Origin of the sequence: Thalassospira sp. (assembly GCF_048059015.1) — a bacterium.
Lineage (GTDB): Bacteria > Pseudomonadota > Alphaproteobacteria > Rhodospirillales > Thalassospiraceae > Thalassospira.
The window spans coordinates 143,177-155,998 of record NZ_JBLLNT010000017.1 but is presented as its reverse complement, the minus strand read 5'-3'; the positions used below and the strand labels follow the sequence as shown (position 1 = coordinate 155,998).

10 protein-coding genes are annotated in these 12,822 nt (G+C 52.0%); 4 read left to right on the top strand and 6 right to left on the bottom strand.

Translation table 11 applies throughout. The features are described 5' to 3' along the window. Window positions 1-153: 153 nt before the first annotated feature. Genes ACMZ66_RS20075 through ACMZ66_RS20055 form a run of 5 tightly spaced genes read right to left on the bottom strand, consistent with a single transcriptional unit; the run spans window position 154 to window position 6,443 of the window. Window positions 154-1,350, bottom strand: coding sequence for an acyl-CoA dehydrogenase family protein (locus tag ACMZ66_RS20075; protein ID WP_416940001.1), 1,197 nt, complete (start codon window positions 1,348-1,350; stop codon window positions 154-156). A gap of 20 nt (window positions 1,351-1,370) precedes the next feature. Further along, the gene (locus tag ACMZ66_RS20070; protein ID WP_416939999.1) at window positions 1,371-2,120 is read right to left on the bottom strand and encodes an enoyl-CoA hydratase-related protein; all 750 of its coding nucleotides are present in this window, start codon (window positions 2,118-2,120) and stop codon (window positions 1,371-1,373) included. Next, complete coding sequence (locus ACMZ66_RS20065) at window positions 2,117-3,124, bottom strand: NAD(P)H-dependent flavin oxidoreductase (protein ID WP_416939998.1); 1,008 nt, start codon at window positions 3,122-3,124, stop codon at window positions 2,117-2,119. The genes ACMZ66_RS20070 and ACMZ66_RS20065 overlap by 4 nt, the downstream gene beginning before the upstream one ends. Then, window positions 3,121-5,229 (bottom strand): 3-hydroxyacyl-CoA dehydrogenase NAD-binding domain-containing protein, encoded by a 2,109-nt coding sequence (locus tag ACMZ66_RS20060; RefSeq protein WP_416939996.1) that lies wholly within the window; start codon window positions 5,227-5,229, stop codon window positions 3,121-3,123. Before ACMZ66_RS20060 ends, ACMZ66_RS20065 begins: the two co-directional genes overlap by 4 nt. Before the next feature lie 11 nt (window positions 5,230-5,240). Continuing rightward, window positions 5,241-6,443 (bottom strand): acetyl-CoA C-acyltransferase, encoded by a 1,203-nt coding sequence (locus ACMZ66_RS20055; protein ID WP_416939994.1) that lies wholly within the window; start codon window positions 6,441-6,443, stop codon window positions 5,241-5,243. Between the two features lie 235 nt (window positions 6,444-6,678). On the opposite strand from ACMZ66_RS20055, the gene ACMZ66_RS20050 reads away from it, so the two are divergent. Beyond that, entirely contained in the window at window positions 6,679-8,244 is a 1,566-nt protein-coding gene (locus ACMZ66_RS20050; RefSeq protein ID WP_416939992.1) for a class I adenylate-forming enzyme family protein, read from the top strand. A 6-nt stretch (window positions 8,245-8,250) separates the two neighbouring features. Beyond that, window positions 8,251-9,645, top strand: a complete 1,395-nt coding sequence (locus tag ACMZ66_RS20045; RefSeq protein ID WP_416939991.1) for a hypothetical protein — start codon at window positions 8,251-8,253, stop codon at window positions 9,643-9,645. Window positions 9,646-9,675: 30 nt separating this feature from the next. On the opposite strand, the gene ACMZ66_RS20040 is transcribed toward ACMZ66_RS20045, so the two are convergent. Beyond that, window positions 9,676-10,449, bottom strand: a complete 774-nt coding sequence (locus tag ACMZ66_RS20040; RefSeq protein WP_416939989.1) for an IclR family transcriptional regulator — start codon at window positions 10,447-10,449, stop codon at window positions 9,676-9,678. A 258-nt stretch (window positions 10,450-10,707) separates the two neighbouring features. On the opposite strand from ACMZ66_RS20040, the gene ACMZ66_RS20035 reads away from it, so the two are divergent. Continuing rightward, window positions 10,708-11,892 (top strand): ABC transporter substrate-binding protein, encoded by a 1,185-nt coding sequence (locus tag ACMZ66_RS20035; protein WP_416939988.1) that lies wholly within the window; start codon window positions 10,708-10,710, stop codon window positions 11,890-11,892. A 57-nt stretch (window positions 11,893-11,949) separates the two neighbouring features. Then, window positions 11,950-12,822: a branched-chain amino acid ABC transporter permease gene (locus ACMZ66_RS20030; RefSeq protein WP_416939986.1), complete on the top strand. Its 873-nt coding sequence runs from the start codon at window positions 11,950-11,952 to the stop codon at window positions 12,820-12,822.

Below are 12,822 nucleotides of genomic sequence, written 5' to 3'. Positions count from 1 at the left end.
ACAAATCCCAGTTTTTCTGGTCGTAGCCGATATCGCTTTTGGCAAGCTTGCGGCGGGTTTCAAAATCATACTCTTTCTGAATGAATCGTGATGCCCCGTCGCGCATCATTTCCTGGATGTCGTTAAGAGAAAAATCCATGACACGTCCTCCCCTTACAATCCAAGTACTTGCTTGGAAATGATGTTCTTCTGAATTTCGTTGGTGCCGCCATAGATGCTGACTTTACGGTTGTTGTAGTAAGTCGCACTGGTCTTTGCGGCAAATTGCGGTCCGACCGGCTCACCGTTAAAGCCATCCTGATACTGCTCTGGCACGTATGGGATGGCATAGATCCCGGCAACTTCGACGAACAGTTCATTGAGAAGCTGCATAATCTCGGTTCCCTTGATCTTCAGGATCGAGGATTTAGGTCCCGGTGCCTTGCCGGTTGAAACAGCCGACAACACACGCAGTTCAGTATATTCAAGCGCCTTAAGCTCAATCTCCGCCTCGATCAAACGGGTCATGAAGACAACGTTCTGTTTGACGTCGACAAGCTGATCGTTTTGGGCGTTTACCATCCGTTTAAGCGACGCAAGAAGGGCCTTGGATTCCGCAACACGCGCGATGCCCGTCCGTTCATGGGTCAGAAGAACCTTGGCATATGTCCAGCCTTTGCCTTCTTCACCAATCAGGTTGTTCGCGGGAACGCGCACATTCTGGAAATGGACTTCGTTGACCTCGTGCGTGCCATCAATGGTGATGATCGGGTGCACGGTAACGCCCGGGCTTTTCATATCGATCAGAAGGAAGCTGATGCCTTCCTGCTTCTTTCCGGAATCTTCGGTGCGAACAAGGCAGAAAATCCAGTTGGCATGCTGACCCAGCGTTGTCCAGGTTTTCGCACCATTGACCACATATTCGTCCCCGTCACGGACCGCCGTTGTTTTCAGCGATGCAAGGTCGGAACCCGCATTGGGTTCGGAGTACCCCTGACACCACCAGACATTGGAGGCGAGAATATCGGGCAAGAAGCGCTGCTTTTGCTCTTCGTTGCCATAGGTAAAGATCACCGGGGCCACCATCGTCAGACCAAACGGAATGATGCGCGGCGCATTGGCTTTGGCGGCTTCGTTGGCAAAGATGTATTTCTGTGTCGAAGTCCAACCTGTGCCACCATGTTCGACCGGCCAGTTGATGCCTGCCCATCCTTTGGCATAAAGCGCCTTCTGCCACGTGATGTGGTCCTGCTTTGACAGGTAGATCCCCTGATCCTGCTTTGCCTTGATGTCTTTGGGGAATTCGCTGGCGAAGAAGTCGCGAACTTCTTTTTGAAACGCCAGTTCCTGCTGTGACAATTGAATGTTCATCTTACACCACTACGTTGAAATCAGTTCTTTTGGGGAAGGGTATTGGCCCGTGCATTGCGGGACGCTTCAGTCTCCAACAGGCGACTGAAAACCAATGATTCTTCATTGATCTGCTTGGTGCAGGCATCGGCATAATGAGCTTTGAGAAGCCGTTTGCTTTCGCGAATGGCCGTCGGGTCCTTGGCGGCAAGTTCAACTGCGCGTGCCCAAACGAAATCATCAATCTCGTCACGATCAAGGGCGCGGTTGGCAATGCCGTGTAAGACCGCTTCTTCCGCTGTGAAGAAGTCGGCAAGCAACAAAAGCTCGCTTGCACCGCGATGGCCTGCGCGCATCGGCAGAAGCAAGCTTGATCCTGCCTCCGGGCAAACACCCAGATTTACAAACGGCATCCGCAGGCGGGTTTCCTTGGCCACATAGACCAGATCACAATGCAAAAGCATGGTTGTACCAATACCAATCGCAAGGCCTTCAACCTGTGCAATGATTGGCTTTTCAGTGCGATGCATCGCGTGCATGAATTGCTGTCCCGGCGACGGCGCATCTTTTGGGCGATTGTTGAAATCGCCAATGTCATTACCCGCCGTGAAGACACCATTCGCGCCGCGCAACAAGATGACATTGACGGCTGGATCGCTATCGGCAGTTTCAATCGCATTGCGAAGCGCTTGATACATTTCATTGGTCAGCGCGTTCTTTTTCTCGATACGGCTGATTTCAATGATTTGAACCTTTTCGCGAACAGAGGTCAGGATATGTGGACTTGTCATATGGATGCGTCCTCAAACTGGGGAAGCCGTCGCAACGCGTCTTCGGCCTCGTGACCAAGATCAGTCAAGATGTCGCCAAGCGGTTTGATCTCGTGCATCAGTCCAAGCGATTGCCCTGCTGACAGCACCCCTTTGGAAACATCACCGGTTTCATAGGCTTGCTTTCCGATCTTGCCCGAAACGTAAGGCAACAGCGTTTCAATGGTGATGTCGGCTTGGGATTTCTCGATCGATTGAACCTGATCAGTCGTGTCGTTGCGAAGTGCGCGAACCGTGTTTCGAATACTTCCCATAATCAGGGCTGTGTCGCCTTCGCTGGCGGCAATAAGCGCCTCTTTGTAGTTCGGATGAGCCCAAATCTCTGTGGCGACAAGAAAACGGGTGCCAATCACAACACCACTTGCGCCCATGGCAAGCGCTGCGATCATTTGTGCGCCGTGGCCAATCCCGCCCCCAACGAAATACGGAATACGCAGCCGTTGCAGCCCAAGGATCGCATTGACCATCGATCCGATCATTTCTTCGCCGGGGTGACCACCGCATTCCGCACCAACAATGGAAACAGCATCGACCCCAATGCGTTCTGCCTTCTGGGCATATTTGACGGCCGGCACCTTGTGGATGACTTTGACCCCGGCATCCTTAAGCATCGGCAAATAGGCTTCGGGGTTGCGTCCGGATGTTTCAACCACCCGCACGCCCTCATCAATGATCAGCTGTAATATGTCTTTGGTGCGCTCTCCTGGCACCAGTTTGGGTAACATCGAAACATTGACGCCAAATGGTTTGCCTCCGCTTTGGCTTTTGCATTTGCGGATTTCAGCGCGAAGCTGATCATCATCGGGGAAACTTGCCGCTGTGATGAAGCCAAGAATGCCCGCACGTGCGCAGGCGCTGACGTAACTTGCATCTGACAACCACATCAATCCGCCAGCCAATATCGGCTGGGTAAGGCCGAACTCATTAATCAGGTAGTTATTGGCAAAACCCGGGCGCGGTATCATTGCGCCTGACCTTTTTCCCAATCGGCAAGCGTTTGCCCCTGTTCAACCAATGATTTGAGCAGGTCCGATGGCGTCCAATACATGTCCCCGTGTGTCTCGCGGTAGCGGCAAATATCGGCATAGATCGCGTCCAAACCCCGCGTTTGGGCAAAGAACATCGGTCCACCGCGGAATTTCGGGAAGCCATAGCCAAAGCAATAAACCACATCGATGTCGCTTGCGCGCTGAGCAATGCCTTCTTCAAGGATTTTGAAGCCCTCGTTGATCAGGGCCAAGGTGATGCGATTAAGGATTTCCGCGTCGCTGATTGGCTGGCGGCTTACACCGAACTTGGAAGCTTCTTGTTCGATGACTTCAATTACGGTTGGGTCCGAGGATCGCTGTCGGGTTTCCGGGTCATAGACATAATATCCCGATCCGGATTTCTGCCCGACGCGTCCCATTTCATAGAGAACATCGGGGATGCGATAGCTTTTCGGATCACCTTTTTGCGCATCGCTTAAAGCCTGTCGGGCCTTGTAGCTGATATCAAGACCGGCAAGATCGGCAACCATCAATGGTCCCATCGCCATGCCCCAGGACATCATCGCAGTGTCAATTTGTTCTGGTGATGCGCCTTCGATCAGGCACATCTGCACTTCGCGCTGATATTGGCGGAGCATGCGATTGCCGATGAAGCCGTAACAAACGCGGGCCTGAACCGGGACTTTCTTGATCTTGCGCGCCAGTTCAATCGCGGTCGCCATGACATCTTTTGACGTCTGTTGTGCACGAACGATCTCAAGCAACTGCATGATATGGGCCGGGCTAAAGAAATGCAGGCCCAGAACATCGCCCGGACGAGATGTGAACTGAGCAATCTCGTCCACATCAAGATAGGACGTATTGGTCGCAAGAATTGCACCGGGTTTGCAAACCTGATCAAGCTTCGTGAAGACGTCTTTTTTGACTTCGATGCTTTCAAACACCGCCTCGATCACAAGATCGACCGATCCAAGATCGTCGAAACGGGTGGTGCCCGTAATCAGGGATGTCCGACGGTGGGCGTCCTCAGCACTGATGCGGCCTTTTTTGACCATGCCCTGATAGATCGATGCAATGTTGCCAAGACCCTTATCCAGAGCTTCTTGCGAGATTTCCAACATTGTGACCGGAATACCGGCATTGGCAAAATTCATTGCAATGCCGCCCCCCATCAACCCGGCCCCGATAATGGCAACGGAATTGATGTCACGCGTTGGCGTATCTTTGGGAATATCGGCAATCTTGGCAGCCTGACGCTCTGCAAAGAAGATGTGACGAAGGGCTGCGGATTGTTCCGATGCTCTGCAGGCGACGAACGCGTTACGTTCGATTTTCAAACCCTCGGCAAAGCTCTTTGTCGTTGCGGCTTCAAGGCAATCGACAATCAGTTGGGGCGCGGTTTGGCCTTTGAGTTTCTTTGCATAGGTTTTGCGATAGATATCAAATAGCTCAGTATCAGCCTCATAGAACTTGACCGTAAGTTCTCTTGTCGGGCGCGCCGGTGCGCCTTCATCTGCAAGCTTTCTGGCATAAGCGAAACTTTGATCGGCCAATTCGTCTTCGGCAAACAATGCATCGATCAGGCCCTCGTCATGGGCCTGTTCTGCTGAGATCGGTTTGCCACTTAAAATCAGATCAAGGCTTGCCTGCATACTGGCCAGGCGCGGCGTGCGCTGTGTGCCACCAGCACCTGGAAGAAGACCAAGATTAACCTCCGGCAAGCCGACCTTGGCAGTGCGCGCGGCACAGCGATAATGACTGGCCAGCGCGGTTTCCAAACCACCACCAAGCGCCTGACCGTGAATAGCGCATATTACGGGCTTGGCTGATTGCTCGATACTGTTCAGAACTTCTGGAAGTGACGGATCAAGTGGCGGCTTTCCAAACTCGGATATGTCCGCACCTGCGATGAAGGTTCTGCCCAAACATTGCAGCAGAATGACCTTGCTGCCATCGACTTGCGCCGTGGCGATGGCATCCTGAATGCCTTTACGGACCGCTTGGGATAGGGCGTTGACCGGTGGGTTATCAATCGCGATGACGCCGATATCGTCTTTGAGTTCGTAGGTGACAGGTGACATGGGAAAATCTCCTAAACGCGCTCAACAACAACTGCGATGCCTTGGCCAATGCCAATGCACATGGTCGCCAGGGCGTAGCGACCACCTGTGCGTTCCAACTGTCGAACAGAAGTCCAGAGAATGCGGGCACCACTTGCGCCAAGGGGATGACCAACGGCAATCGCGCCGCCATTCGGGTTCACACGACTATCGTCATTGGAAATGCCTAGTTGCTTGAGACACCCCAAAGCCTGCGTGGCAAAGGCCTCGTTAAATTCCATGACATCCATGTCTTTGAGCGTCAGGTTCGCACGTGCCAAAGCTTTTTGGCTGGCCGCAACCGGACCAAGCCCCATGACACGTGGCGGCACCCCAGCAATCGCGGAACTGATAATACGCGCGCGCGGCTTCACCCCGGCTTTCTCGCCGATTTTCTTGTTGCCGATCAAAACAGCTGAAGCACCATCATTGATGCCCGATGCATTGCCTGCCGTTACGACCCCGTCGGTGAACAGCGCTCTTAGCTTCTGAAGGGATGCGATATCGGTTCCGGGGCGCGGATGCTCATCTGCATCAACTAGGACATCGCCTTTCTTGCGGCCAAGATTGACTGTGATCGGGATGATCTCGTCCTTAAAATAACCATCCTGGCAGGCCGCTTCATATTTCTGCTGAGAGCCAAGCGCGAAGAGATCGCTTTCTTCACGGCTGATGCCAAAGTCATGGGCTATATTGTCTGCGGTTTCGGGCATGGAATGTGCGCCGAACTGTGCAAGATGTTTTGGATTGCTAAAACGCGCGCCCATTGTTGAGTTAGCAATCGTTTGTCCGCGGTCAAACGCACTTTGCGCCTTCGATAGGATCAGTGGCGCGCGGCTCATGGACTCAACGCCACAGGCAACGAACAAATCACCCTCACCAACTTTGACACAGCGTGCCGCGTCGGCAGCCGATGCCAAGCTTGACCCACACAAACGGTTCACCGTGATGCCGCCGGTCTCAATCGGCAAGCCAGACAAAAGCCCGGCAAACCGCGCGACATTGCGGCTGTCTTCGCCTGCCTGATTGGTGCAACCCGCAATGACATCTTCGTAATCGTTGGCGTCAAATCCATTGCGTTCAACAAGGGTTTTAATCACATGGGCAAGCATATCGTCCGGACGCAGTGAAGACAGAATTCCACCCTGCCGGCCAAAGGCGGTTCGACCGCCATCATAAAGATATGCTTCTTGCATGTGGTTTTCTCCCTGAATTGTTCCGCCTGGCGAAACTTAATTTCATAAGTTTGATTTTTTTAATATCTATTAACCAGAAACATGTCCAACAATTTTTAAAAAATGGACAGTTTCAATTAAAAACAGAACATATGTTTCGCTATGCGGTACTTCTTTCTGTTTACAACGCTTGGGGTGAGTGTTAACTAAAATTCAAAGCGTTGGAAAAACGCGCTGACTCAAGGACAGGCGGATAATGAAGAATATGGAAAAGGTTTCAGGCCGCGACGTCGATGCAGTCGTCAGCGCGCTGCCGGAACGTGTAAGCCATAAAGTCTGGGAATGGATCGCAAAGACACCGACCAAGGATGCGGTGATCGATCGGAAGAAACATTGGACTTATGCCGATCTCGGCAAAGCGATTGAGCGCGCAAAACAGCACCTTAAGGATCACGGCGTCGTTGCCGGTGACCGCATCATGGTGGTGATTGAAAACTGCTGCCCGATTATCGCTTTCATGCTGGCGGCAAGTGACATGAATGTCTGGATCACGGTTGTGAACGCACGCATGTCAAATGTCGAACTTGATGGGATCCGCAGTGACTGCGACCCGAAGCATCTGATCGGTTTCGTTGAATATTCCGAAGATGCAAAGCGTTACTGCGACCATGTCGGGTGCTACGGCGTAGAAGATGACATTCTGGGCGCCCTTGCCTGTCAGACCTATCCTGAATCTGCACGCGAACCTGTGATGGAATGCGGCAAGGATCAGGTCTTTGCCATGATTTACACCTCTGGCACGACCGGGAAACCCAAGGGCGTCATGCTGACGCACCGTAATATCGGTTTCATTGCCACCGTCTCCGGCGCCTTGCGCGGATTGGAACAAAGCGACCGCGTTTATGTTGTTTTGCCGATCTCCCATGTGTTCGGACTAGCATCGACGTGTGCTGGAAGCCTGTTTGCCGGTGCGACACTGTTTATGGAATCCCGGTTCGATGTCGAAGTATGCCTGCGCGCGTTGCGCGACAGCAAGATCACGGTGATGCAAGGCGTTCCGCCGATGTATTCCTTGCTGATTGATGGCCTTAAGAACAAGGGCCTTGATGCCAATGATCTATACCTGCGTTACATGTCAGCCGGTGGCGCACCGCTTGATCCTGAAACCAAAGCCATCACCGAAGAATTCTTCAAGATGCCGCTTCATAACGGCTACGGTCTGACCGAAACCAGCCCGACCGTTTCCCAGGTCCGTCTGAATGAAGACATTGATAATTGCTCTGTTGGCAAACCGATCCCGGGCGTTGAGGTCAAACTCATGAAAGCAGCCGATCAGGAAGCCGCACACGGCGAAACCGGCGAGCTTTGGGTACGTGGCCCGAATGTGATGAAGGGGTATTTCCGTAAACCGCGTGAAACCGAAGCGATCCTGAATGACGACGGATGGCTAAACACGCAGGATCTGGCGCGCTTTGATGAAGACGGCAATATCTTCATTGTTGGCCGATCCAAGGAAATGATCGTGCGGTCCGGGTTTAATGTCTATCCCGCTGAAGTCGAAGCTGTTTTGAATTCACATGACGGCATCGTCCAGTCTGCGGTTGTTGGCGTCACCATTCCGGGGAACGAAGATGTTCATGCCTTTGTTCAAGTCCCCAAAGGCAGCTCACTGACCGAGGCCGACATCAAGGCCTTCTGCAAGGATCGCCTGACTGCCTACAAGCGCCCATCTTGGATCACTGTTTTAAACGAACTCCCTGCCAGCTCGACCGGCAAAATCCTGAAACAGCGCCTAAGGGAAATTGCCCAGTCGCAAAGTTGATCGCGGATGATGAACCGTATCAGTTCTATCCTGCTCATAATTGTCCTTGCGGCAACAATCATCTTACGCACCCAGGGCACAGAGACACTTCTAATTGCATCCTCCATTGCCGTCGTTCTGTTTTTGGCGATGACGTGGAAGAAGCACTCGCGCGCAGGCAAGATCTTCATCATTGCAAACATCACCCTTGTATCGATCTATTGGGGACAGGGTGTTGATTGGGCTGTGATCAAGGTTGGCTTTGACAGGGTCAATCTGTTTTCGGCCTTTATGGTCGCACTTTTGTTTTTGCGCGTCGCGGCCAAGCGATCCGATATTATTGCCAGATGCGGCCATTTCCTTGTCCATCAGAAGCCATCAGCACGCTATGCGGTTTTATCGTATGGCAGTTGGCTGATCGGTGCGGTTTTGAGCTTTGGCGCCTTGAACCTTATGGGGCAGGTGATCTCAAGCGGAAACACGCTGGAATTTGCCAAGGGTGACACACGCATTCATCAAATCCGCAAGAAGCGCATGGTGCTTGCGATGATGCGCGGTTTTGGCGCCTTGCCGCTATCATCGCCCTTTTCAATTTCCATGGCATTGATGTTGTCACTGATCCCGGCCCTTCGATGGCAATCGCTGCTGCCACTAACGTTCGGTGTGGCGGTAAGTTTGATCGCGCTTGGCTGGTTGATGGATACGCGTGCTTATGCCTACGCAAAGGGACGCGCCCAAGATGTCACACATCGCAAAAAGGACATTCTGGCGCTGTTTCAATTTGCGTTGATTGTGATCGTCTTGTTCGGCGCATCAGCAAGCTTTAGTCAGGCATTTGATTACGGCTTGCCGACATCCATCCTGATCATGTGCCCGATTTTCGGGGTGATGTGGTTCATGCTTGAAGGCACGATTGGTGGCAGCGGCGTGACCACGCTAGCTGTTGCCTTGCCGCGTGATCTTATGCGCGAACTTGGCGCACTGGCCCCAGAGATTGCCGTTATCGGCGGAGCCAGCTTTTTGGGGGCATTGGTCAGTGGAATTCTTGAACCCGAAACAGTGATGGCAGTTAGCAAGACATTGTACCTTCATGGTTATCCACTGGCCGTGTTTTGCATGGCAGTGGTGGTTCTAACCAGTCTGGTCGGCGTAAGCCCGTTCGTCTCTGTCTCTATCCTTGGGGCGACATTTTCCGATGTTATGGTATTTGGTCTATCGCCCTATGTTCTGTCGATCAGTCTGCTGATTGGCTGGTTCCTGGCGTTAAATGCATCGCCACTTACCATCTCGGCCATAATGGTGGCGCGTATTTTGAACTGTGAGCCCAAGGACATCACGCTTCGATGGAATGGGCGCTACAGTATTGCCGCGACCCTTCTTGGCGCGGTCGCACTTTATGGTTTTCATCTGCTTTATGATTAGAAGCACGACGTCAGAGCAAAAAATAGCGACCTAAAGACCGCTATTTAGAATGTCACGCGATACGTGGCGCAATCTGGGACCAATCACATTTGTAAGCGTTTCGGTCGAAATCACGTAATTGGGCCCACCGCAACTGATGCAGAAGATCCGGTTGTCTGACAGCTTGAGCGGCACGGCAACCGTGTTGATATTACGGTCCCAATCGCCAAACGAAGTTGTAAAGCCAAGCTCTTCGAAATCTTCCAAGCATTTGTCGAGATTGGCTTCAATTGCTGGCCAGTCTGCTCCATGAAGCGGCTTGACGGCTTCGATCAGCTCGGCGCGTTCATCCGGTGAGACGCTTGCCAGATAAGATCGCCCAATAGCCGATCTGGACATCGGCAGGCGTGTACCAACATCGACAATCACAGATTTCAGCTGATCACCGCGACAGTAATCGACAAAGATCATCTCGTCATCAACGCGGGTCGCAAGGCCAATGTTAACCTTGAACTCGCGGGCCAGTTCGATCATGTGCGGCTTGGCAATCTGGCGAATACGAAGGTTCGACGTGTAAGCATGCCCAAGTGTCAGATTGGTTGCGCCAAGCTCGTATTTTTCGCTGCGATGTGAATATTCAAGATAACCCAATTGCGACAGAGTATAGGTCATGCGCGAGACGGTCGGCTTGGGAAGTCCGGTGATTTTGGCGATGTCCTGATTACCCAATGGACCAGACATTTTATCAAATGCAGCCAAAATGCTTAGTCCGCGTGATAGGGCCGCAACGAATTTTCTGTCTTTTTCCGGATTTGTGGCAACCATATCAGTCATCTTTGTCCTTGGCATCTGCATGAGTAGTCGGATCGGAGAATATCGTAAGTATTCTAGCTTGTTAATGTGATATTTCCCGCGTTTTAAAATGTACGCTGATCTGATCCAGTTTGCAAGTTAAGTTTCGCTCTGCGAAACTATGTTGTGATAATTGACATATACGTTTCGCATAAATATAAAGGTTGAAGTTCAATTGATATGAACAAACTACAATCGAAATAAAATAAACATAATCGGGTGGAGGCTTCCATGAAGTTTATCTCAAAATCCAAACTGCTGGGATGCGCAGTTGGGCTGGCTGTAAGCATGGCTGGCTTTAGCGCTGTGCAAGCAGAGACGTTCGTTATAGGTGAGCATACTCCACTGACCGGCAAATTGGCGCGGGTGGGGAATGGATCACATCACGGTGTTGTCACGGGCATCAAGGTACTGAACGAAAAATACAAAGGTGTTCACACCTTTGAGTTGAAAACGATTGATGACGAAAGCTCGCCTGCGAAAGCTGTCAGCGCTGTTGAAAAGCTCGTAAGTGAAGGCGTGGTTGCGTTTAGTGGTGGTTATGCCTCTGGCATTATCGGCCCGGCATCCGAGGCCGCAAACAAGGCAAACATCCCCTACATCACCTTTGGTGGCGTGGCAGAGGCACTATCCCAGCGCGGCCACGAAGGCTTTTTCCGCATCAACAGTTCCGAAGGTTACGGCAAGGCACTTGTCGGCCTGACCGAGGAAATGGGCCTTACAAACATCTCGATCATCTACAATAACAAAGACGCCACATTGAAGATGGCGGAATATATCGAAGAGCATGTTCAGCCCAAAGGCATCACGGTTACGATGCATGAATATGATGACAACGTAAAAGATTTCAAATCCATCGTGAACAAGGTCAAACTGCGTGACCGCCCGGACGGGATCATCATGGTCGGCTATGAAAGCGAATATGTTGGCATCCTGCGCGCAGCGAAACTGCTAAAGCCTGACGTTAAGGCGATCATGGGTGCATGGTCACTTGCGACCGGCAAAATGGCGCAGGAATTCCCGGACCTGATGGAAAACGTTTACGGCACGGCAATGTTGCCCTTCCCGGTGACGTTCACCACCGACAAAGAAAAACTCTTCTATAACGCGTACAAAGAAAACTACGAAGAAGAGCCAAGCTACCTTGAGCAGTTCGGTTATGTGCAAACCCGTCTTCTGGGCGAAGCTATCATCCGCGCGCATGACAAGGGCGAGCTAAACCTTAAAGGTATCTCTGCAGAACTCCGTAAAGTTGACGAAGAGACCATCTCAGGCCGCGTCCGGTTTGACGAAAACGGCGACAACCCGGAATTCGTCCAGCGCGTTGGCCAACATCAGAGTGGCAACATCCCGCTTGTCTGGCCATCCACGGCGAAATCCGGTGATAAAGTCTTCCCCGCGACGCCATGGAAATAATTCCACAAGTCTAAAAAATACCCGGGCTTCGGCCCGGGTACTTCAAGGAAAAAGAAGATGGAACTTACTGCTCAGGCAATCTTTACGGGCCTGTTGATGGGAGGGTTTTATTGTCTCGTTGCCTTAGGGCTGGCACTTATTTTCGGGACAATGAAAGTAATCAACCTGGCACATGGCGAGCTGGTGTTGCTCGCCGCTTACATTGCATATGTTGTTGAAAGTCAGGCCGGACTTAATCCTGTTTTATCAATTCCAGTGGCCGTAATTGTCACCGTCATGGCGGCACTTGTGACATTTTATCTCACAAACGGCATCAAAAAGGACCGCGAGCTTAACTCGCTGATCCTGACTTTTGGTATCGGGATTGTGCTGACCAACCTGCTGCTGACAATTTTCTCTGCTGATATCAACTCAACACAAGCCGAATGGTTCCTCGACGGGTTCATCATCGCAGATACCTTGTTTAGCATGCGCAGTGAGTTCCTCGCATTCATCGTCGGCATTGCTGCGATGGTCGCCTTGTACTGGTGGCTGAACCATACTTGGCAAGGCCGCGGCATCCGTGCTGTTTCCTCCAACCGTGACGCCGCCAAACTTATGGGGATGAACCCCATGCGCGCCGAGCTGTGGTCTTGGGGGATTGCCGGGGTCATTGCCGCAATTGCCGGCGTGATGCTGTATGTCACAAGCGTCATTCATCCGCCCGTTGGACATGGCCTCACTATCAAGGCGTTTATCATTACGGTTCTGGCTGGTATGGGCTCCATCCCTGGTGTTCTTGTCGCAGCCCTTCTGATCGGTGTGATCGAAGGCCTGACCACGACCTACTTCCAGTCTTCCCTCTCAAATCTTGCCAGCATGGGGGTGTTCCTGATCGTTCTTCTTGTCATGCCATCCGGTCTGTTTGGCAAGCCAGGCGGGGGACACTAA

Excerpts from the sequence above, each read along its gene's own strand:
- ACMZ66_RS20075 (WP_416940001.1), bottom strand. The coding sequence starts at position 1,350 with ATGAACATTCAATTGTCACAGCAGGAACTGGCGTTTCAAAAAGAAGTT.
- ACMZ66_RS20070 (WP_416939999.1), bottom strand. The coding sequence starts at position 2,120 with ATGACAAGTCCACATATCCTGACCTCTGTTCGCGAAAAGGTTCAAATC.
- ACMZ66_RS20065 (WP_416939998.1), bottom strand. The coding sequence starts at position 3,124 with ATGATACCGCGCCCGGGTTTTGCCAATAACTACCTGATTAATGAGTTC.
- ACMZ66_RS20060 (WP_416939996.1), bottom strand. The coding sequence starts at position 5,229 with ATGTCACCTGTCACCTACGAACTCAAAGACGATATCGGCGTCATCGCG.
- ACMZ66_RS20055 (WP_416939994.1), bottom strand. The coding sequence starts at position 6,443 with ATGCAAGAAGCATATCTTTATGATGGCGGTCGAACCGCCTTTGGCCGG.
- ACMZ66_RS20050 (WP_416939992.1), top strand. The coding sequence starts at position 6,679 with ATGAAGAATATGGAAAAGGTTTCAGGCCGCGACGTCGATGCAGTCGTC.
- ACMZ66_RS20045 (WP_416939991.1), top strand. The coding sequence starts at position 8,251 with ATGATGAACCGTATCAGTTCTATCCTGCTCATAATTGTCCTTGCGGCA.
- ACMZ66_RS20040 (WP_416939989.1), bottom strand. The coding sequence starts at position 10,449 with ATGGTTGCCACAAATCCGGAAAAAGACAGAAAATTCGTTGCGGCCCTA.
- ACMZ66_RS20035 (WP_416939988.1), top strand. The coding sequence starts at position 10,708 with ATGAAGTTTATCTCAAAATCCAAACTGCTGGGATGCGCAGTTGGGCTG.
- ACMZ66_RS20030 (WP_416939986.1), top strand. The coding sequence starts at position 11,950 with ATGGAACTTACTGCTCAGGCAATCTTTACGGGCCTGTTGATGGGAGGG.